Source organism: Paenibacillus sp. ALE3 (assembly GCF_054113405.1).
The window spans coordinates 4,242,536-4,264,590 of record NZ_CM134214.1; the positions used below are offsets into that span (position 1 = coordinate 4,242,536).

The following is a 22,055-nucleotide window of genomic DNA, read 5'->3' on the forward strand; positions in this document are numbered from 1 at the left end:
CATAGCAAATCTATGGATAAAACAAAAAAACAGAGCAGCTACGCTTGGCTTCATAGCGTCCCTGTTCTGCTTAATATTTTTGCCTGTCTCTCATTTGAACCAACCTTTTTCATTAAAACGTGTAATCGCCTCAATTCGGTTGCTGACACCCAGCTTATCGAGAATGACTGAAATATAATTTCGCACCGTCCCTGTTGTTAAAAACAGTTCACCAGCAATCTCTTTGGTGTTCTTTCCGTCAGCAATAAGCGCCAACACGGTCTTTTCACGCTCCGTTAGCGGGTTGACCTCGGCATAAGCATCATCAACCAGTTCTGGAGCGTAAATACGTCGGCCTGCCATAATACTGCGAATGGAGGATGCCAGTTCTTCGCTGGGACTGTCCTTGAGTAAATAACCGTGTGTACCCGCCTTAATCGCTCGTTCAAAATACCCGGGGCGAGCAAACGTTGTTAAAATAAGCACCTTGCAATTCAAGCCTCTGAGTTCCTCTGCCGCATCCAATCCGCTTTTTATCGGCATTTCGATGTCCATAATGCATATGTCTGGCTGATGTAGCTTCACCAGTTCTATAGCTTCTTCCCCGTTGCTTGCTTTTCCGACTACTTTCATGTCTTCTTCCAAGTCCAACAGGGAGGCTAGAGCACCCAGCAACATACGCTGGTCTTCTGCAATAACGATTCGAATCATGGCCCCACCTCCTCATTCGGCTTTTCAGTGATGTTGGGCACCTTAATGACCAGGGTCGTTCCCTGATCGGAACGCAGCTCCATACATCCGTTCACGAATTCGAGCCTTTCCTTCATGCCTTGCAGACCATGTCCCCGAAAGACTGCATTTTCTCCCATAATACCAACTCCATTATCCTGAATCCGCAGGGTCAATTCCTTACGAGACGGCTCAATGGTGATGGAGCAAGCGGTAGCTCCACTGTGCTTCACTACATTGGTTACGGCTTCCTTCATACACATGCTCAGCACATTTTCATTCATTAATGACGTATGCTCCAGCTTCGGGTCGCCCTCCAAGGTCAGTTCGATGTGAGCAGCCTTTAAAATTTGCCGAATACGTAGCAGTTCATCCTCTAGTCTCATGCCGCGCATTTGAGTAACCATTTCCCGTACTTCTTTTAACGCACTTCTTGCCGTGAGACGAACATCGTTAATTTCGACATGAGCCCGTTCCGGGTACTGGTCCAGTAGCTTGCCCGCCAAATCACTCTTCAGCCCAATGAGTGACAGCTTCTGACCCAAGGTATCGTGCAGGTCACGCGCAATTCTTTGCCGTTCCTCCAGCTTGATCAATTCCGATATTTTCTTATTGGCATCCTCTAATTGGACCTGAAGCCGATCACTCTTGTTGCGATTAAAATTTGTAATCGGAAGGAGGATCACACCGATCAGATTGAGCAAGATAAAAGGAATCTGCTTAATAAAAACAGGATTCTGAGAAACAAACCCATAATTGATTAATCCAATCGTAATAACCATTAAAATTATATACAGCGTCGTAAATGCAGCCTTACTTTTAATATTACCGATCAGATAAGCGATAAATATGGAAAAATACATATAGCTAAATAGCAGCGTCATCGTAATCGATATAGCAATCTGCACACTGGTCCAGAAGTATATGAGCCAGCCTTGAGAGACAAAAGCCAGTACATAACAAGCAAAAAACACCAAAATAATCGCGGTACCCAGAATAATATGACTTGTAGATGAAGAGCTAAAATAGTAAAAGGGCAGGATGTAAAAGACGACCCACACATAAGGGCTAAGTCCCGTATTTCTTTGGAAAATCTGATACCACTTTTGCATCCTGCCACCCTTTTCTACTTTAGATATCCCTATCTTAACATACCAATTTCCGTACAACGTCTATTTTCTATCCGTGCCTACAACAGGTGTGGGGATGGGTTTTGAAGCGCCAACACGTTTGCTAAGCAGCGGCTTTACTTGTTTAAAGGTCAGAAAGGTTTTGGTACTTTCATCCCACAGTCGGAATTTCAAAGATTGCAGACTGCTACTCACTGTGATCGTGGTCGCCTTTTGCAGCAACGGTGTGGCTTCATGAGCTTTCTCCAAATTGTAATTTGGTACTTTCGGGCTCAGGTGATGAACGTGATGAAAACCAATATTGCCCGTAATCCATTGCAATACTTTAGGGAGCTTGTAGTAAGAGCTGCCTTCTACAGCCGCATTAATATAACTCCACTCTTCATCATGCTCAAAATACGAATCCTCAAACTGGTGTTGCACATAGAACAGCCAGATTCCCAACATACCAGAGACAAAAAAGATAGGCGTCTGTACCAGAAGGAATGCCTGCCAGCCAATAGCCCAGCACAACAGTGCATACAATGCAACGATGGATATATTCGTCACATAAGTGTTTATTTTTTCCTTACGTTTGGCTGTCTTGACATTAAACCGATAGGAAATCAAAAAAGTATAGATCGGACCTAGCCCGAACATAACCCAAGGATTTCGATATATACGATAGGCCAGCCGTGTCCATGTGGAAGCCGCTGTGTACTCTTCTACCGTGAGCACCCACATATCACCTGTGCCTCTTTTATCCAGATTACTGCTGGTTGCATGGTGGATCGCGTGACTATTTTTCCATTGGTGATAAGGGCAGAGCGTAATAATCCCTGTAATCGTTCCCACAATATCGTTCAGCTTGCGACTTTTGAAAAAAGATTGATGACCACAATCATGAAAGATAATAAACGTCCGTACCACAAAGCCTGCCGCAATAATGGTAATTGGAAGCGTAAGCCAGTAAGAAACCGCTAGGCTAAGATAAGCGGCATACCACAATAGGATTAGCGGTCCCAAGGTATTAATCAGTTGCAGAACGCTGGATTTCGTGTTTATTTTCTCGTAGGGAGCCATATTTTTTTTCAATTGAGCTAACGGGAGTTGTGTCATACCCATTATGATCCTCCTTTAAAATGCAGCCCATACCTTGATCCTGTCAGGCGTACATGTTGATCTAAGCTCAGTATAAGGAGAACGCTGGATCTGCTGTAGTCATAAACGTCAGTTCGGGCATATGACATTTGTCATATAGACTACTAACCAAACCTGTTTGCCAAATGTTCGCGGGTTTCCTTTCTGCTGTTTTTTTGTTAAAATGTAAGATATATAACGCTGTATGTGACTGGCGAAGTCAGTGGAATCAACCACGAGGGAGCATACAAACAAAGCGTACCGTTCGCCTGGGAGAAGTATTTGCAGAGGATTCGTCTGTCTTGACGACCTTGTGCAAATACTTTTTTTCGTTTTTTAAGACCATGACACCCTGTTGATTCTATTATGCGATAAATTCAGAGGAGGCTCGGACTATGGCTATTATTATGAAATCCAAAGAAGCAGCTGAGCAAGTGTATGCAACGATCCGTTCCCAAGTAGAGCAAATGAAACAGCAAGGACACCGTCCCCATCTGGCAACCCTGTTAGTAGAAGGTGATCCGGCATCTGCATACTATGCACGGACCAAGCAAAAAATAGCAGAGAAGCTGGGCATCTCATTTCATCTCCATACTTTTAATCGTCATGTAAGCGAAGCCGAGCTTCTGCACCTGATCGGCACCCTAAATGATGCATCCCATGTACATGGCATTATGCTGGAACTCCCGCTTCCTCAACATCTTTCCGCCTCCGTTATTAAACAATCCATCGCCCCCTACAAGGATATTGATGGAATTACACCTGATAACAAGCTGGCTACCGTTACGGGTGACGCAGGGCTGTACCCCGCTACACCTCAAGCCTGTATTGAACTGTTGAAGCATTACGGCCACTCCTTGGCAGGCAAAAATGTCACGCTCGTGGGCATTGGGCAGACGGTGGGACTTCCCCTTTTCCACATGCTGCAAAGAGAAAATGCCACCGTCACCGCCTGTCATGCAGGTACACGTGATATTGCAGAGCATCTGAGCCATGCAGATATTGCCTTCGTCGCAGTTGGATGCCCTGATGTGATTACGCAGGATATGGTGCATCCAGGTTTGATTCTCGTGGATGCAGGAATTAATGAGACGCTGGAGGGAAAAATCGTGGGTGACGCTGCTCCGGACGTTGTAGAAAAGGTACATGCCATTTCTCCCGTTCCCGGCGGTGTGGGTACCTTAACGACTGCCATTTTGTACAAAAACTTGCTCAAAGCGATACGTCTGCAACATTACTCCAGAGAGGTGGTTTATTCATGACTGAACTGTCGTGGAATCAGTCCATCGCACATTTTCTGAAAGAAGCTGCAAGTGCAGCGCCTACCCCCGGCGGAGGAAGTGTATCCGCGCTGGCTGCGGCACTAGGCGCAGCTATGACCTCCATGACCGCCAACCTTTCACAAGGAGAAAAATTCGCGCAATTCCGTGAACAAATGACGCAAGTCATTAGCAGCATGGAGAGATTGTCTACACATTGTGAGGAACTGATGGCCGCAGACATCCAATCTTTTGAACAGTACATGACCGCGTTGCGTTTGCCCAAAGAAACAGACGAAGAAAAGCGCTATCGTACCCATTCCTTACAAACAGCGGTGATTGCTGCCATTGAGGTCCCTATGCGCCTGCTGGAAGTATGCCGGGACGGACTATCACAAGCCTACAACATTGTTGAAATATCCAATAAAAATGTGATTTCTGATCTGGGCATCGGCGCGATTTTGTTTGAAGCAGCCGCTCAATCGGCCCTGCTTACCATTGATATTAACCTTGCCTCGCTCAAGGACTTGGATGTCAAACAATCCTACGAAGCCAAAACAGCCGTACTCCTCCGTGAAATCGGACAAATTAAAGAGCAAACCTTATTGACTGTGCGCAGTCGAATTGCTAATTAATCAGCTCATAACCGTGCACAAGCTGTAATATTTTGCCTATTCGCTAATTATAAATAACCTCCAAACCCATCTCTAATCGTTGGGTTTGGAGGTTATTTTATTACGATTCATTATTTATGGAAAACTTTTCTATCCTTTCTTCGTCTATGGATAAGGGATATTCTTTAAGAACATTTTTTCTCTTATACACATTGATCAAGAAATGAGGAAAATCGTATGAAAAGACGTACTCTATTACTCAGTATAATCACGTTATTGCTGCTCAGTCCCAGTGTATGGGCGGCCGGAGATGATTCCACATCCCATATTCGCTCCTATGATTCCGGAAGTCTGATTCAATCCGATGGAAGCTTGTGGCTGTGGGGCTATAATCAATCCGTACCGACTCGTATAGAGGGCAAGCCGAACGTTGTAAAAACATTCTCTAATATTATCAACGAAGGCGATCTAGTATTTACCTTGCAAGACCACTCTGCATGGTATGTGCCTAGAAACAATATTTCTGAATCCGTGAAATTTGTTCCTCTGGAAGGACTACAGAACCTCGCAACTGTAAGTAGTTTGGGTGATCATATGCTCGCTCTTAGCAACGAAGGGAATGTATTTTCAGCTGATCAACTCGGAGATAAAAATATCTTTAGTCGTTTTCAACCCCTGTCTGGCATCGGCGAGGTTGCCCATATAGATAGTTACTATGAGGAAAGACCGGATTATGAGGAACGCTGGATATTCCTAAGAAAAGACGGAAGTGTATGGAAAAACACAAAAGCATTGCAGGGCTTCGAACCTATTTCATCATTAAAGGATATTACGGCAATTGCTAAAAACATAGCTTTAAAAAAAGATGGTACCGTGTGGACGTGGCCCAAAGAATTTGATAAAAATGTAGCTCCGTCCGAAACTCTATCCGTATCACAAATTCATGCCTTATCAGGCATCAAGACAATCAAGGCCAATAGGTATTCCAATCTCGCGATTGATCAGCAAGGTCGGCTATGGTTCTGGGGGGCTACCGTTACAGGTGCCTTAGACAATACAACCTACCACAATGCTAATACTCCTATACTGCTAACAGGAGTAAAGGATGTTAAAGACGCCTTTTTCGTTGAACGCTCCATCCTTGCTCTAACCACATCTGGTAATGTATATGTTGCATCTCTAGATGGCGAAAAGTTATCCTCCAATGTCTCCTTTACATTACTTGCCAAAAATATTCAAAGCATCAAAGCAGGCCCACGGCACATCATCATGCAAAAAACAAACGGCGACCTGTGGGGGTGGGGCGTTAACAAACACGCGCAACTCGGTATAGGCGACTATGAATTTCTTTATAGTACGCCAGTTCCTGTGCAAAAGCCGATTCTCGTCCGTCTCAATGGTACACCTGTCCCTCTAAGTAACGGTGTGATTACCCGCAACGGCCAGGCATTTATTCCCCTCCGCTCCGTATTTGACAAACTAGGGGCAGAGGTCACATATGATTACAACAGCAAAATAGCGAAAATGAATCAGTCCAAGGCAGGAGACCATCCCGTCTCTCTAGAAATAAATTTCAAAACCAGCCAAACAAAAGTGAACGGTAAATCTGTAGAACTCACCAATCCGCCCTTCATGGTGAACGGTATTGGTTATCTTCCATTGAGGCTCATCAGCGAAACACTGGGAGCCAAGGTAGATTGGATACAAAAAGAAGATACTATCGTAATTACGACGAAGTAGTAAATAAAAGACCAGTCCGAACATGATTCATGTTGGACTGGTCTTTTGTTTCTATATACTGCGTATAGTATGCAGGAAGTCTTACTCGTTTTGTTTGACGCTTTGTTTTCTATCTCTGTAAGCTCTACATATCTGCTAATAAGTCAGGCAGAACTTTATAATTTCTAGCAAGCCAGTTCATTTCTTTAGCGAATCGGATAGGCACAGAATGTTCGTCCATATTGACGTTGATCCACCAAACACTTTCCATATACCACAGCCATTGTAATGATCTTGTTAAACTGCCCTCTATCATCGTACGCTCTTCCCTGTACCCCGCCATAAATGCTGAAACAAGGGGAAGTTTTAACTGCTTATCCCAAGCAAAAGACATGACTGCTCGGGCAATATCCAACTGTGGATAGTCATAATCTAGTCGATCAAAATCCAGAATTGCACTGAGCATATCATTGTTAAACAGGACATTGTCCGCCCAAAGGTCACGATGGGCCCAACCGGGCGTAAGTGCATCTATCATCTCGATATTAACCATTTCTGTTGCTTTACGCTGAGTTTCGATATCAGCCAAAAGCTCTTTTTTATCAGCTTCCTTCGCTTGTTTCCATACTGAATCCCAATGTGCTAAACGTTCCTTACGGCTGGAAAGCACAAGTTTCGGGGTATTTTTGCTCCTAAGCGTACCGTCGTTTAACAAGCAGTGCATTTTTCCAGTTGCCTTGCCTAGCTCATATAATTGGTAAACATTAGCCTTCCCTGGTGCAACCAGTGTACCTGGACAAAATTCCATCACTAGGAAGCGTTCTCTCCGTTCAGATTCCATAAAAATCTGCCCCTCATGATTTAATAACCGTGGACAGGCCAGACCAAGCCCGTGCAATCTTTTTTGTTGAGAAAACGCCCTAAAAAGATCATCAAAATTATAATATTTATATCTTTGTTTATTATATTGTTTTAATAAAAAAGTCCCATTGTTCGTGGCGATTTTCCATTTTAGATTTAACCACCCTCGTTGGATGGGCACAGATTCAATTATATTTAAACCGAAAAATCGATGAAATGTTTCCATTAGATCAGCCTGAATGATTTCATTTGTTGAGAATGTTTCCAATAGACTCCCTCCTTTCTAATTTGCGTATATTACTCCTTGAAAGATCACATATTTGCTTATTATACTTTGTGTTGTCATTTTTCGTTATTCAGTAATTCAACAAAAAAAGCACCTCACCGCGGTCTGTTGTCCGTGTAGTGAAGTGCTTATTCCATGTGAATCTCACACCTATTTTTTAGCTTTATTCTCTTTCTCTCTTTCAACCAGCATATCCACAACCATATCAATCTGTCCGGTAATAGCGATCGGATCGTAGCGATAGTACGTATCAAAATCATTAAAGAACACTTTATTCTTCTTCACCGCAGGCAGATTCCCCCACACAGCGGACGATTTCAGTTGCTTAAGCGCGGTTCCCTTTTTGTCTGGATCATACGTAGTCAGGAACATGTAATCTGCGTCATACTGCGGCAGTACCTCCATTGAAAGCTGTATGGTTTGTTCCTTGGAATTAGCTGTCTTTTTCGGCATGTTCAGTTTGAGCGCATTGTATACGGCTTGTCCGCCTCGTCCCGCATTGTCGCCAAAGATCCAAAGTGCGTTCTTGTCCGTCAGCTCATACAAACCGAAAGTTGCCTTTTCGTCAATAACACCCTTCAGACGAGCACGGCCTTCAGCAGCCTTTTTATCAAATGCAGCAATAAATTGCTCAGCCTTCTCCTTTTCCCCAGTGATATCGCCGAACATTTTGACCGTATCATAGATATTAGTCGTCGTACCGTACGGAATGTACAGGGTAGGTGCAATTTTAGACAAAGCCTCATAATTGGTATCCTTCATAACCACGATCAGATCGGGTTTGAGTTCCAGCGTCTTTTCCAAATTGGTCGGATCCCCCACCTCTTTGGTTCCTTTTTCCTTTAGCAAATCGGTCAAAAAAGGATTTTGAAACGCAGTTGGCTCCACACCCACCACGTTAGCACCCACGGACAGCAACTCTCCGCCGTAAAAATCCGTTACAATACGCTGCGGCTTAGCGGGAATTTGAATATCCCCTTTAACCGTTTTAAAGCTTCTTGTCTCTCCAGTAGAAGCCGACTCTTGCTTATCTCCTGAAGTTGAAGCGGGATTATTTCCAGTGTTATTTCCGCCGCATGCGCTGATAAATACAGCCAATACAAGCATCAAAGTAGCCAGCATAAAAATCGATTTGTTCCTCAACCTATTAGCCCCCTATGTAATATGGAATAGCCTTATCTCAACATGATAATGATTATCAATATCGTAAGAAATATATCAAGTGCCATCCTTGCTGTCAACTAAAAAGCGAACTTTGTATTATTTCACTTTTAAAATAAAAAAACCTGCCAAAATATTGGCCAGGTCTTTTCGTGAAGCCGTCTCAAAAACCTACACATTGGGGCTAGGTTGCTGGAGGCTGCTTGCTGGTGATCGCTGTTTTGTTTTATATTCTTCTCCCCAATCCTTCATCAAGTTAATAATCGGGATCAGTGTTTCTCCAAATTCGGTGAGAGAGTATTCGACCTTAGGTGGAACCTGTTGGTAGACTTCACGATGAACGACACCATCCTCTTCCAGCTCGCGCAATTGAAGTGTCAGCATACGCTGGGTAATTCCCGGACAGATCCGTCGAAAATCACTAAATCGCTTAGTCCCATACATGAGATGGTATAAAATAATCCCTTTCCACTTGCCCCCAATCACATCCAACGTGTACTCAACAGGACACGCCTGATCATTCCCAGCGGTACACTCACCAAAGCCGCCTTTCCGATTGCGCATTGGCCCTTCTCCTCCTTGGTATCATTTTATATACTACAGCACATTAATGTGCGTACTTCCAAAACGATTATATATATTCTAATATTAGTCATGCACTTGATAAGCGTCAATTTCAATCACATCCATAAGGAGTGGAATCACGATGGAAACCCTAACAACCACTAAAGATCAAATTTTAGCTGCATACAAGTTCAGACATGCTACAAAGGAATTTGATAGTCATAAGAAAATTAGCGATTCCGATTTTGAGTTTATTCTTGAAACCGGTCGTTTATCCCCAAGCTCGTTTGGCTTTGAACCCTGGAAATTTGTTGTCGTCCAAAGTAAAGAGATGCGTGAGAAACTGCTGCCCTATTCTTGGGGGGCTACAAAACAGCTACCAACAGCAAGCCATTTCGTACTTATTCTCTCCAGATTGCCTAAAGATATGGTAGCTTCATCCGATTATATCAAGAATATGATGGAAAACGTGCAGCACTTACCTGTTGAAGTGATGCAAGGCAAAGAAAAGGTATATGATGCCTTCCTAAAATCAGATTTTGCGCTTGAGGAAAATGAAAGAGCTATGTTCGAGTGGGCATGCCGACAAACCTATATCGCTCTGGGCAATATGATGACTGCCGCAGCTCAAATCGGCATTGATTCCTGCCCGATCGAGGGTTTTAATAAACAAGAAATTGAACGCATCCTTTCCGAAGAAGGCATTATGGATGCCGAGCATTTCGGTATTTCTTGCATGGTGGCTTTTGGATACCGCCTGAACGAGCCGCGCGACAAAACTCGGCGACCTGTAGATCAGATTGTGGAGTGGGTATAAAACGCGGAATATCCTTCTTTAAAGCAAAGGGCGCTCCACAGCCATTTCAATGGCTATGGGGCGCCCTTTTTTCATAAAACTCAGGTACTACAAGTTTTATCACTTTATACGCTTACTGATAGTTCACTTCTTCCACGAAATAGATGTCCTTCAAACGAGCTTTCACGCGCTGAATTTCATCTGCTGTTAAAGGAGCCGTTGGACATAGCTTGAAGTTCCTTCCGGTGACATAGCTTACGTCCGTGTGACCATCCAGGTTGTAATCCATCTTCGGAACCGGTTTTTGGGTATAATCGGTAAAGTCAATAATAGACCATTCCGCATCTCCATCCTCTTTGGATAAAATAATCCGCTGCGACGCATTTTCAGTCCACAAATAGCGCAGATTTGCTGGTGAATTATTGGAATCCATAGCCGTCTTAATCCCTGAGCCTCTAAACATGAGCGTAAACTCGGTATGATCATTATTGGATCCTGCTACCGATTCATAAACCTGTTTCAGCCCGTCCACACCCACAATCTCGACCTTGCGATCAAGCGGGAAATGATTCACAAAGTTCTCCCATATTGGACCCATGTTATGGGTGTTGGCAAGTGCGTTAATGTCCAAAATAATGGACAAGTAGTTTACCGTATTTATACGTTGATAAGGGTTATCCAAATATTGCTGTACTATATACAGTTGTGGTGCCGCATCCGTCTCCGTCACATAGGGGTCACCCGGATGAAGAGTCCAGCGTGAGGAATCTTTGGTATAGCGTGATCCAATCGGATCAATCGTAACCGAGTTCATGAATACGGTACCGCTATTATCAGTAATTCCTTGTGCGGGAACAATCGGATTGTCTTTATTAGACCAGTAAGGCATCAAAGGTGAGCCCTCACCATACATGCCGTTGACATTATATTGTGTAGCCGACCATCCCATCGCGGATGTAATTCGATAGTGATCTTTTAACCATTGAGTCTGTTCAGGATTCACCGTAAAGCTGGTCAATGATTTCGGCAGATACTTCCGATATGGGTCTGTATCCATGCTTTCAAACACGGATGGTGATCCCATCGAACCAGATTGGTGTAGCTCATTGAATGCATTGTAACGGTACATGTACAGCCACTCATCCATCTTTACTTCCCAAACAGGAAACTTCTGCTGGTTCGGATACCCGGCCAGTATCCCGACTTCATCTCCATACTGATCGACGTAATCCAGAACCTGTTTAAGCTGCGGTCGGTTCGATTCCACAAAAACAAATCCGTTTTCCATCGCCCACGTCACTTTGATGTTGGGACCAAAGTGATCCATCAGCAATTGACGAGATTGCTTGATTTGGTCTACGGTAGTCACGCTTCCCTGCAGCATGATGGAGACAGCAAAATATTGCTTCTTGCGTTCTCCGGGTTCTACCCTTAATTCCGCATCAGATGTGAAGTGAATCCCCTGGGATGGTGACTCAACCACAATTTTTAATGGAATAGCTGAGTTCACTGCTGGAATCAAATGCAGATTGGCAATCTTTCCATCCTCGTCAAATATTCCTCTGGAATCCTCTACCCGAAGTATCAAGTCGGACGGCAGCATTTCAGGAGCTATAACCTCTCCTTTAGCATTATGAAATACGTAGGACATTTTCCAAGCAGCGGGATCTAAAGCAGCCGCCTCTGAAATAGTATACGTAGACAAGTATACGGACCTGATTACGTTCGGTGACTCTGCCGGCGGAGTCTTCCCTTTCACGATCAGCTTGGTCTGAGCTGTAAGGACCTGATAAGGTTTGGCAATAGTGACCTTCATCTCTACAGGAATGAAGCTGTCCGCAGCCGGAATATTTTCAGGATGTGCGATTTTCCCTTGTATATCAAACACGCCTAACTCATCACTAAATGTGTACGTAACACTTGTGACGCTGGCAGCAGGAATGTTTACTGGACGCCCTTCATGGTAGAGCTGAAAGGATAGCTGATACGAAGGGTACGTTTCCGGCTGATTTACCAGCTCCTCCGCCTTGATTACGACTTCATCTACCAGAAAATCCGAAGAACGATCCGATGGATCTACTGGAATTACTGGTGGTTTGGGATTAGGCACCGGTGGTGTGACTGGCGAGTCCGGTCTCGGCTTCGGTGGTATCACCGGCGGTTCCGGCTTCGGTTTCGGCGGTGTCACTGGCGGTTCCGGTTTCGGCTCTATTGGTGTCACCGGGGAGACTGGTGAATCAGGTCTTGGGCGATGCCTTTTAGGCTCCTCAATTTCCGAATTCACAGGTTGTTGCCTAATTTCCGGTGTCAAATCGACCGCAATCTTCTGCGATTCTCGTTGGCTGGTCGCCTGAGGCATCGTTGCAGCTCCATTTCCTAATGACTCCAGCAAACGTTTGGCACGTTCTCTCAGACCGTCACCGCCTAGCCATATCCGATAAGCAACCAGCGTGGCATCCTGCCGTCTTACAGACTCTTTAGGATGGAAATAGTGATTCGTATCCCCCTCGATCAGCTCCAACCGTTCCATTAGCCATACACTCGTTTGTGCATAGTCTGATATATCTGATTGATCCACAAAACTGGATATTCCAACAGATCGGGTATCATCAGTAACACCAAAATACCGGGCATACCAAACGGCCATATCCTGACGGGTCATATTGTGCTTGGCACCAAATAATTGATCGCTAATCCCTTTGGTAATGCTCTCTTCCTGCAAGGCCTGTACATAAGGTAAGGCCCATGGTGACACATCCCGAAAAGAAGTTACGCCTCTGTTATTCGATGTTCGCTTTAAGGTTTTAGCAAAAATGCTTGCCCATTCCTGACGCGAGATAAAATGTAAAGGTCGAAAGCTCCCATCCTGATAACCTGTAACATAACCTTGAGCAGCCATGGCCTCAATCGCATCAGCTGCATAGGAATGTTCGATATCGTTAAAGGCTCTGTTCGCAAAAACAGGCGCACTATGTATACAGAACAACCAGACAGCCAGTAAACCAGCCATGTAATGCCTAATTTGTTTCAACCTTTTTTCACAGTTCATTATTTGAGATCATTACACCTCCTTTACGAGATGGCACTGGGCCACTTTCACCTGTACCTTCATATCAACTTTGAAAATAAATCTCTTTTGTTTTCAAACGGTTTTTCATTACTGTTAACACCAAACTGTATATACTTGGTTTATCGGAATAATCTCCCTAGGATTGAATAAAGCCAGCAAAAAAAGTGGTTTGAGCAATCTGCTGTCCTGCTCATTCAGCATGTTTTTTTAAGCCGTAATTCCCTATCACTAAACAATGGTTTTCATTGGTAATTAAATATTTATCACCTTTGGGTTATCATTTTATTCATGTATACAAACAAAAAAAAGAGATGACACCTGTATCCGCATTCGTCTGAATACAAAATGTTATCTCATTTTTTGTGTAAGATGCACTTATTAAATTCTGTCTTCTCTTTCTAATCCTTTTTCAACTCAGAGCCCTTATAAATATAAAAGTAGCCCTTTAAAGATCCGTTTTGTGGATAAGCAGCAGGATCTTTGTCTTTTATTTGAGCTACCCACTCTCGGTTTATAAGCGTAGAGGGGCCTTCCTCAACTAGTGCTTCAGCAGACATTCCAGTGATTGGTTTTGCTGCGCTGGACCAGAATGCAACTAAGTATACATCGTCAGCATTAAAATGATAGCGTTCTTCACTTGGAGTTCCCTCATAAAACAGCTCAGCCAACGAAGCTGCCTCAGATCCTCTCATAAAAATTCGAATCTCATCGGTTCCGTTCCATGTATGAGGAATTCCGTCTTTTCGATTAATGTATTCTACAGTTTCTGGCTCCTTGTCGGTATTAAAATCAACAACTGCATATTTATAAACCTCATCCGTTACACTCTTGGTTGCAAATTCAGTTGTTTTCTCTGTTCGGTAGCCACTGAACTTTCCATACACATTCGGGGTTTTGCTAATCGCAGCAAAGGCCTTTTCCTGATCCATAAATCCAGCTCTACCGGCTACCGGTGTCAGCCTGTAGGTCTTGATTTCAGTCCCCTTGTACTGATCCCAAGAGTATTCGTAATAATATTTTGCATAAGATATTCCACTGTTCCACCCTACGGATACCAGCATGATAATACCTATCATGAATACTACTGGCCATTTTTTCAACATCATACCCACAACCTCTTTTCTTCAAGTACACTCAAATCATCATTAGAATTATAGCTTTTCAATAATTCTACTAACAGTTAAATATTAGAAGTAAGTGTGGATAAATTATGTCTTTTCTATTTTTCTGTCTTCTGCGGATCAGTTGCTGCTTTGAGACGTTTTTCCATTTCCGTAGACACCATAATGTTCAACAACCCCATGAGATTATTGGTCTCGTTTCTTGCTTTTTGATAGGCGGCAGCAAAGGCCTTTTCATTCGCCGCAGGGTTTTTAATATCACTCAGTTTCTTCCACTCTGGTTTAACTTGTTGATCATACATATTGTACAAACTGATGTCTGTGGGCGTCTGTGCAACAGGCATCATAGACTCAAATTTCGAAGCGACCTTAAAGAAGCCCAGCGTATTTTGGACTGATGGAGTAGAGTAATCATGCGTCTTCATCGCTTCTTCTAAAATAAGAAGTCCCTCGCGTGACAGGTAGAGCATTTTGATGAGCCCTCTTTCTGTATTAGAAGTTTCCTCCCATTTCTTGTAGGTCTCTCCCGGAGCAACTCCCTCTGTAAAATAAGTATAAGCCTCATGAATAAACTCATCCGTATTCGGGTGAATTGGCTTTTCTGTATATAAATTGACAACAGAGTCGCTGTAATTTGCGATGTTGATATGTTTTCCGGTTGGATCGGAAACCCGCCGAATGGGATGGTTTGGCACCCGTACCAGCCCATAACGATCCGCAAAGGAAAGGAGCTGCTCTTGTGTTGTATTTAGTCCTATTTGGCCTGCTTGCTGGTCGGGTTTCGTTGCTTCTTTAGCCATGTCTGCATACGTTTTTGTGTTGGTCTCAGCTTTTGTCGCTTTGTTCATTGTACTGCTCGCAGTAGCTTCCGCACTCGCTTGTCCTGCAACATCATGATCCACTTTGGGTGTCTGTGTAGCTGTGGCAACTGTAGACGTAGTCGCTCCAGTCGTAGCCTCACCTTCATTTTGTTTTTTAGAGTCACCGCATGCTGCCTGCATAGCAGATAAACTCATGACAGCAGTCATCAAAATAATGTACTTTTTCACCTTCATCTGATGTTTTCCTCATTTCTTGGTGTATCAATCTGTCATCCATACCTACCATAGACTAAGCTTCACATGTATCCTCGTAGGCCAATGGTATCTTCAATAATATGGAATTCATCTTATCAGAAATAAAAATGAGGGAATACTGGACCATCCTCCTGATTACGCTTGGTTTATTTTATAGTAATACGTTGTTTTCTGAACTAAAGACGTGATTATCACGCTGAAAATGGGCAAATTTCCTGTTGACTTTTAGAATACTGCGATCCTCGGTACTACTCCTGCACGCTTATAATTTCTAACCCGAAAGCGAAAAACGAAGCTCATGACCTAGGAACTTCACACTCATCCGAATGGTCCTTGTTTTATCTTGCAACATTCCGCCTACTCCTTTTTTTCTAATTATTTGAAGTCCCACGGTCTGACCTTTAGAATAGATAATACACTTGGCGTTATTTAAGGAAGGGTGCACTTATCTATGTTCAAGAAAATGGATATCTACCGAATTCTCACTTTAATATTTGCTGTAATTGCTATGGTTTCGTCCCTTTTATCCCTCGCATACCCGGATACTTATAAGCACGCATACACCATCGCACAATTTTTTATAGGACTTGTGTTTTTATTGTCCGGCATTTCAGAATTTAAGGCTCATCGTAAGAGTATGGCAATAATGAACTTCTCCGTTTCCCTTCTCACTTTCTTTGTATTTATATTCACCCTTGTAGTGCGAACAGGTTAGCCACACACTTTTTCACCTCACTTACAGCCTTTCCATTGCTCTATTCCTCTTCATATAAAAAGAAAAGCCGAGCGCAACTCAGGTAATCTGAATTACGCTCGGCAAATACTACATCTTGAGCAGCCTATTCGTTTTTTTCTAACTCTTCAATTCTCTGCCGCTTTCCTATACCAAAGATAAAATATCCAACAACGACGATCGCCATGAATGTTGCCCCGACAATCAACGATAAGCGTGTGTCCGGGTTAAACCACATTCCAACAATTACGAGCAACAGAAAAATAATCGTAATGTAATTACTGATCGGGAAAAAACGAGACTTAAAGTTATGACCTTCCATTTCGTTTTTCCACTTTTTCCGGAATTTAAATTGACTGATGGCTAATGCAAACCACGGTACCATACCTGGGAGAACGCTGGCGCTGTAAATATACAGAAATAGTTTGGAATCAGGCATTAAGTAGTTAAATAACACCCCTACCAGCAGCAAAGAAATGGTCGTTATTATACTATTTCTAGGGACGCCGCTTGCCGAAACTTTCCCAAAGAACTTAGGAGCTTGTCCATTCTTAGCCAATGTATATAACATTCTGCCCGCACTATAAATACCACTGTTGCAACCTGACATCGCAGCTGTGAGTACAACAAAGTTAATGATACCCGCAGCTGCCACAATTCCTACCTTGGCAAAAGTCAGAACAAACGGGCTGCCAATCTCGCCAATTTGGTTCCAAGGATAAATCGTAACAATGACAAAGATTGCCCCTACGTAAAAAATCAGAATACGCCAGATGATGTTTTTAATGGCTTTTCGCAGGGTCATTTTCGGATTTTCTGCTTCACCCGCTGTAATGCCCACCATCTCAATCCCCTGATAAGCCGCCGTTACAATACAGAGTGCAAATAGGAACCCTTTTAGCCCTCCTGCAAAAAAACCACCATGGCTGACTAGATTGGATAGACCTATCGGCTGTCCGCCGTTACCGAGGCCAAAAAAGATAATCCCCGTACCAACCACTAGCATGAAGATAATAGCGATAATCTTAATCATCGCAAACCAGAATTCAAATTCTCCATAAAATTTCACAGCCGCCAAATTGGCCAGCGCAATAATAATTACACCTACCAAAGCCGGCAACCATTGCGGGATATCCGGGAACCAGTAGCCCACATATACCCCAATCGCAGTGACCTCCGCCATCCCTACAGTAACCCATAAGAACCAATAGCTCCAAGCGGTCAAGAAACCGGCCAAAGGGCTGATGTATTTATGAGCAAAGGTAGCAAATGAGCCCGTCACCGGTTCAAGAATCAGCATTTCCCCCATGATCCGCATGACAAAAAACATAATAATCCCAGCTAAGAGATAAGCCAACAGCACCGAAGGACCTGCCCATTTTATCGTACTTGCCGATCCCATAAACAAGCCGACGCCAATCGTGCCTCCAAGCGCAATCAACTCAACGTGCCGTGGCTTCAGCCCTCTTGTTAATTGTTTCGATTCCAAAAGAACGCTCCCCTTCGTATATGTTCGTCATCAAATGCTAATGATCCGGAAAACTGCCCCCAAACATTATTAATTTTCAGACTGACGTGGTTGATCGAACGACTACACAGTAGTTCCACGATTCGTAAATATACAAAGTCAACCACGTCCTATTTACCGTCTAAAACCTTACTGTTTCTAAGACCGAGTCCGTAGCATTAGATGCATTGTATGACAAAAAACGTCTAAATACAACTGCTAATTAGCAGACATTTTTAGACATGAAATGGAAAGGAAGGAGATTCATTTTTCTGAACATTGGTCAATTCAATGTAATGCATTAGAGCGTTAAACATGCGTATTTTTTCAATGATAAATATCACGATATTAAGCTTATTTAAAACCTGTATCCCTACAGTGCAAAACATGAACTCCGAATGAAAGAGCAACATTTCAAACATTACCTTGTGCTATAACTATGCATGAATTCCAAACAAGGAGATGAAGACATGAGTAAGTTAAAAGGTCAAATCGCTTTAGTAACAGGTGCAAGTCGAGGAATCGGTCGTGGCATTGCATTACGTCTGGCTCGGGAGGGGGCCATTGTCGCAGTGCACTACGGAAGAAGGCATAAAGAAGCAGATGAGGTGGTTCATCAAATTGAGCAACTTGGAGGGGCTGCATTTACGATCGGTGCTAACTTCAGTGCCCTGAACGGCGTTTATGATTTATATGCGAAATTGGATAAAGCGCTTCGGGAACGTACAGGCGATAATCGGTTTAATATTCTCTTCAATAACGCTGGAATGGGTCAAATTGTCCCCCTAGAAGAGACAACAGAAGAATCTTTTGACGAAGTCATGAACATGAATGTCAAAGCACCTCTTTTTGTTACCCAGCAAGCTTTGCCGCGTCTAAAAAATGGAGGCCGCATTATCAATATAGAGATGAATAGCGGAACATTACAAGATCCCAACGGGCAGAAATTTGCCGCTGGCCTTTCGACCTTTAAACGCTGGGGCGAGCCTGAGGATGTTGCAGATATGGCTGCCTTTCTTGCCTCATCGGATAGCCGTTGGATCACTGGTCAATTGATTGATGCAAGTGGTGGATCTCATCTGTAAATGAACAGGTTCAAAATAAAAGCAAAATGCGTTGGTGAGAGAAAGTCGTTCTTCTCCACCAACGCATGAAATAGATTATCAGCCAGTTGTTCAACATGACTACTACAGATCAGGTACCACAGAAGGTTCGGTAAGGACAAGTGGTTTCCTCAGGCAATGTAGAGTAATCCTCCTGTTCAGAAGAATAAGCATAAGGGTCCGAAAGAACTTCAAGAAGTTTCTCCATCACACGGTAATCTTCTCGTTCCACCGCAGCTTTCAGTGCTTCTTCTACCCGATGGTTGCGCGGGATGATTGCAGGATTGCTGCTGCGCATCAGCTGATGCGAGGAGGCTTCGGATTCCTGTTGTCTGTCCAGCCTCGCCTGCCACTGCTTGTTCCACTGGGTAAAATCCGCAGTGCTGAACAAATCCGCATCCTCCAGCTTGTTTAAAGTTAGAGCACGGAAGGTATTGGTGTAGTCCGCGCGATGCTTCTGCATGATTTTAAGAAGATCCTCAATCAGGGATTCATCCTCTAGCTCCTCGTTAAAGATCCCCAACTTGGCCCGCATTCCCGTAAGCCAATGATGGCGAAACATGTTTGCAAAATCTGAAATTGCATCCTCGGCCAGTTGGACAGCCTGCTCTCTGTTGTCATGTAGCAGCGGCAAGAGGGTCTCTGCAAATCTCGCGAGATTCCACGCAGCAATATGCGGCTGATTGACATAAGCATAGCGGCCCTGCATGTCGATGGAACTGAACACCGTCTCAGGATTATAGGTATCCATAAAGGCGCAAGGACCATAATCAATGGTTTCTCCGCTAAGGGTCATATTGTCGGTGTTCATCACACCATGAATAAAACCCACTAGCTGCCATTGGGCGATCAGCTTCGCCTGACGCTTAATCACTTCCTGAAGCAGTGAAAGGTAACGGTTTTCCTCAGCTTTAACTTCTGGATAGTGTCGTTCCAATGTGTAATCAGCCAGAGTACGCAGATCTTGGGACGTGCCCCATGCTGAGACATATTGAAAGGTGCCGACACGAAGATGACTGGCAGCCACACGAGTCAGAATGGCGCCGGGCTGCTCAGTTTCCCGGATGATCGCCTCACCTGTAGTTACCACCGCCAAGCTGCGGGTGGTAGCGATACCTAGCGCATGCATCGCTTCGCTGATGATGTATTCGCGGAGCATCGGCCCAAGTGCCGCTCGGCCATCACCACGACGAGAGTACGGCGTTCTGCCTGAGCCCTTGAGCTGAATATCAACCCGTTTACCCAAGAGAGTGATCTGCTCGCCGAGCAGTAGAGCACGACCGTCTCCTAGCATGTTAAAATGCCCGAATTGATGTCCTGCGTAAGCTTGAGCAAGAGGCGTAGCACCTTCGGGAACCTGATTGCCGGCCAACATTGCTACGGCGTCATCTCTTTGCAGCGCATTTTCGTTCAAACCCAGTGAGACTGCCAACGGATGATTTAAAATGATCAGCTTTGGTGAGCGAACAGGATTTGGATTGAGCTTCGTAAACATGGATTCCGGCAGACGAGAATAACTGTTGTCGAAGTTCCACCCTATTTTATCTGCTATTTCTTTTTTCTCCGTCATAGTGTCTCCTTTTCTGCTGTGGTATCTTGGATTTTTCCATTTTAGTTTTTACTTCTATCCATTTATTATCCACATTTCACCATGCTGTTGTACCTTTCAGCCTACTTTTTTATTGTAACCGATGATCAAACATGAATTGTATTTGGATACCGAACGGGTCTTCAATAATACCATAGGCTTGGCTAAACACATTACTAGATAAAGGAACAATAATTTTCACTCGGTCATCTGTTATTAGACTATGATAAAAATGTTCAATTTCTTCTCTGTCAGCACTTTGAATACATAATGAAATGTTATTCCCTACGGTATATTCCTCATTGGGATTCATTGGTTCTTCTGCTATCATAACCCTTGTTCTTCCGATCAATAAGACAGAATGAGAAATATAATCTTTATTTTCATCAGTAAGCTGTATTGAGCTGTCACGTTTGGCCATGTCCTGATAAGTAACAAGAAATCGTTCCTCTGCGTTAAAATGTTTTTTGTAAAAAGCTATGGCTTCCTTTGCTTTTCCGTTCATGGATAAGAAAATAGCTACTTCCAGTGTTGTACTCATGGGTTCAATCTCCTTTTTTATCATGCTTTTAGGTAGATATCTTATAGATTTGATATATCCCCTTGAACCTATTATCATTTGTAAAGGTATCAAAACATGACACCTTTTATAAGGAGATTTATGTATGAAGAAACCCGAAAGATTAAATGACATGATTAGATACTTAAACAGTCGTGAGTACTTTAATTTAAATGATCTCATGGATAAATACCACATTTCAAAAAGTACAGCCCTACGTGATATTAGTTCATTAGAACAATTAGGTATGCCTATTTATTCGGAACATGGTCGACATGGACGATATGGTATCTTAAAAAATAGACTGTTATCCCCTATTATTTTTACGATGGATGAAGTGTATGCTCTGTACTTTGCCATGCTGACCTTAGAAGCTTATCAATCTACACCGTTTCATTTAAGTGTTAATAAACTCAATGAAAAGTTTGAACACTGTCTTTCTAAAATACAAATAAACCAGATTCATAAAATGAAAAAGGTTCTACAATTGGAAGTATATCAGCATAATCATGTTAGTCTCTATTTAGACAAAATTCTAACCGGTATTCTTAATGAGACGTACTGTAAGATTCAATATTCAAAAAATAACCAGAACAAAAGTTACCATGTTCAATTTTTCAAGATTTCCGCTAAGTTTGGCCAATGGTACGCTACTGGAATAGAGCTAAATACGAACAAATATAGGGTTTTCAGATGTGATCGAATCACCTTGGTAGAAGAAGAGGACATCAATTCTCACTTTTCTATAGATGAACTCCTTATTCGTTCATTAGAAATGTATCAATCTGAGAAGAGCATTGATTTTGAAGTAGAAATTGTAGAACAAGCTAAGGATATCTTTTATAAAGAACATTATCCCTCTATGAAAATACAGCAGGGTCATAAAACAGTCATCAAAGGATTCTATAATCCTGGAGAAGAAGAGTTTATTGCTAATTACTTTATGAGATATGGTCATTATGTACGATCCGTGAAGCCTGAATCTTTAAAACAGATTATTAAAGAAAGAGTTGAGCACCTCTTAAACCATTATCAAAAATTATAAGATCATCGAAGGTTTGTTCAAAATGCTCTCTACATT

The 22,055-nt window shown here is 43.1% G+C and carries 19 protein-coding genes and 1 riboswitch; of the genes, 7 read left to right on the forward strand and 12 right to left on the reverse strand.

Going from position 1 to position 22,055, the window contains the following annotated elements:
• Window positions 1–90: 90 nt before the first annotated feature.
• The 3 genes from ACXHJ2_RS18815 to desA are packed head-to-tail and all read right to left on the reverse strand — an operon-like array spanning window position 91 to window position 2,942.
• Window positions 91–690 (reverse strand): response regulator transcription factor, encoded by a 600-nt coding sequence (locus ACXHJ2_RS18815; RefSeq protein WP_058828976.1) that lies wholly within the window; start codon window positions 688–690, stop codon window positions 91–93.
• A complete protein-coding gene (locus ACXHJ2_RS18820; protein WP_040102072.1) occupies window positions 687–1,820 on the reverse strand; it encodes a sensor histidine kinase in 1,134 nt (377 codons plus the stop codon). The genes ACXHJ2_RS18815 and ACXHJ2_RS18820 overlap by 4 nt, the downstream gene beginning before the upstream one ends.
• Before the next feature lie 60 nt (window positions 1,821–1,880).
• Window positions 1,881–2,942, reverse strand: a complete 1,062-nt coding sequence (gene desA, locus ACXHJ2_RS18825) for a Delta(5) desaturase DesA (RefSeq protein WP_040102073.1) — start codon at window positions 2,940–2,942, stop codon at window positions 1,881–1,883.
• Window positions 2,943–3,154: 212 nt separating this feature from the next.
• Window positions 3,155–3,239: riboswitch (ZMP/ZTP riboswitch) on the forward strand.
• Window positions 3,240–3,352: 113 nt separating this feature from the next.
• Between desA and ACXHJ2_RS18830 the strand changes: the two genes are divergently transcribed.
• The 3 genes from ACXHJ2_RS18830 (at window position 3,353) to ACXHJ2_RS18840 (ending at window position 6,570) form a co-directional block, all read left to right on the forward strand.
• Window positions 3,353–4,219 carry a bifunctional 5,10-methylenetetrahydrofolate dehydrogenase/5,10-methenyltetrahydrofolate cyclohydrolase gene (locus ACXHJ2_RS18830; RefSeq protein WP_058828973.1) on the forward strand — a complete coding sequence of 289 codons (867 nt, stop codon included), beginning with the start codon at window positions 3,353–3,355 and terminating at the stop codon, window positions 4,217–4,219.
• Entirely contained in the window at window positions 4,216–4,851 is a 636-nt protein-coding gene (locus ACXHJ2_RS18835) for a cyclodeaminase/cyclohydrolase family protein (protein WP_058710718.1), read from the forward strand. The genes ACXHJ2_RS18830 and ACXHJ2_RS18835 overlap by 4 nt, the downstream gene beginning before the upstream one ends.
• A 216-nt stretch (window positions 4,852–5,067) precedes the next feature.
• Window positions 5,068–6,570: a stalk domain-containing protein gene (locus ACXHJ2_RS18840; RefSeq protein WP_165082749.1), complete on the forward strand. Its 1,503-nt coding sequence runs from the start codon at window positions 5,068–5,070 to the stop codon at window positions 6,568–6,570.
• A gap of 124 nt (window positions 6,571–6,694) precedes the next feature.
• On the opposite strand, the gene ACXHJ2_RS18845 is transcribed toward ACXHJ2_RS18840, so the two are convergent.
• The 3 genes from ACXHJ2_RS18845 to ACXHJ2_RS18855 form a co-directional block, all read right to left on the reverse strand.
• A complete protein-coding gene (locus tag ACXHJ2_RS18845; protein ID WP_165082751.1) occupies window positions 6,695–7,678 on the reverse strand; it encodes a phosphotransferase in 984 nt (327 codons plus the stop codon).
• A 168-nt stretch (window positions 7,679–7,846) separates the two neighbouring features.
• On the reverse strand, window positions 7,847–8,839 hold the full coding sequence (locus ACXHJ2_RS18850) for an ABC transporter substrate-binding protein (RefSeq protein WP_185156533.1): 993 nt from the start codon (window positions 8,837–8,839) through the stop codon (window positions 7,847–7,849).
• Between the two features lie 189 nt (window positions 8,840–9,028).
• Window positions 9,029–9,421: a winged helix-turn-helix transcriptional regulator gene (locus ACXHJ2_RS18855; protein ID WP_013369546.1), complete on the reverse strand. Its 393-nt coding sequence runs from the start codon at window positions 9,419–9,421 to the stop codon at window positions 9,029–9,031.
• Between the two features lie 142 nt (window positions 9,422–9,563).
• On the opposite strand from ACXHJ2_RS18855, the gene ACXHJ2_RS18860 reads away from it, so the two are divergent.
• Window positions 9,564–10,238, forward strand: coding sequence for an NAD(P)H-dependent oxidoreductase (locus tag ACXHJ2_RS18860; protein WP_165082753.1), 675 nt, complete (start codon window positions 9,564–9,566; stop codon window positions 10,236–10,238).
• Window positions 10,239–10,350: 112 nt separating this feature from the next.
• On the opposite strand, the gene ACXHJ2_RS18865 is transcribed toward ACXHJ2_RS18860, so the two are convergent.
• The 3 genes from ACXHJ2_RS18865 to ACXHJ2_RS18875 form a co-directional block, all read right to left on the reverse strand.
• Entirely contained in the window at window positions 10,351–13,266 is a 2,916-nt protein-coding gene (locus ACXHJ2_RS18865; RefSeq protein WP_165082755.1) for an S-layer homology domain-containing protein, read from the reverse strand.
• 419 nt (window positions 13,267–13,685) lie between these two features.
• Window positions 13,686–14,393: a hypothetical protein gene (locus ACXHJ2_RS18870; protein ID WP_165082757.1), complete on the reverse strand. Its 708-nt coding sequence runs from the start codon at window positions 14,391–14,393 to the stop codon at window positions 13,686–13,688.
• 113 nt (window positions 14,394–14,506) lie between these two features.
• A complete protein-coding gene (locus ACXHJ2_RS18875; protein ID WP_165082759.1) occupies window positions 14,507–15,463 on the reverse strand; it encodes a hypothetical protein in 957 nt (318 codons plus the stop codon).
• 529 nt (window positions 15,464–15,992) lie between these two features.
• Here ACXHJ2_RS18875 and ACXHJ2_RS18880 point away from each other — a divergent pair.
• Window positions 15,993–16,199 (forward strand): DUF3953 domain-containing protein, encoded by a 207-nt coding sequence (locus ACXHJ2_RS18880; protein ID WP_228392916.1) that lies wholly within the window; start codon window positions 15,993–15,995, stop codon window positions 16,197–16,199.
• Window positions 16,200–16,323: 124 nt separating this feature from the next.
• On the opposite strand, the gene ACXHJ2_RS18885 is transcribed toward ACXHJ2_RS18880, so the two are convergent.
• Window positions 16,324–17,706: an amino acid permease gene (locus tag ACXHJ2_RS18885; RefSeq protein ID WP_058710725.1), complete on the reverse strand. Its 1,383-nt coding sequence runs from the start codon at window positions 17,704–17,706 to the stop codon at window positions 16,324–16,326.
• Window positions 17,707–18,194: 488 nt separating this feature from the next.
• Between ACXHJ2_RS18885 and ACXHJ2_RS18890 the strand changes: the two genes are divergently transcribed.
• Entirely contained in the window at window positions 18,195–18,809 is a 615-nt protein-coding gene (locus ACXHJ2_RS18890) for an SDR family NAD(P)-dependent oxidoreductase (RefSeq protein ID WP_165082761.1), read from the forward strand.
• A 109-nt stretch (window positions 18,810–18,918) separates the two neighbouring features.
• Here ACXHJ2_RS18890 and ACXHJ2_RS18895 read toward each other — a convergent pair whose 3' ends face one another.
• Complete coding sequence (locus ACXHJ2_RS18895) at window positions 18,919–20,397, reverse strand: protein adenylyltransferase SelO (protein WP_165082763.1); 1,479 nt, start codon at window positions 20,395–20,397, stop codon at window positions 18,919–18,921.
• Window positions 20,398–20,506: 109 nt separating this feature from the next.
• The gene (locus tag ACXHJ2_RS18900) at window positions 20,507–20,956 is read right to left on the reverse strand and encodes a VOC family protein (protein WP_165082765.1); all 450 of its coding nucleotides are present in this window, start codon (window positions 20,954–20,956) and stop codon (window positions 20,507–20,509) included.
• A 124-nt stretch (window positions 20,957–21,080) separates the two neighbouring features.
• Between ACXHJ2_RS18900 and ACXHJ2_RS18905 the strand changes: the two genes are divergently transcribed.
• On the forward strand, window positions 21,081–22,019 hold the full coding sequence (locus ACXHJ2_RS18905) for a helix-turn-helix transcriptional regulator (RefSeq protein WP_165082766.1): 939 nt from the start codon (window positions 21,081–21,083) through the stop codon (window positions 22,017–22,019).
• Window positions 22,020–22,055 lie beyond the last annotated feature (36 nt).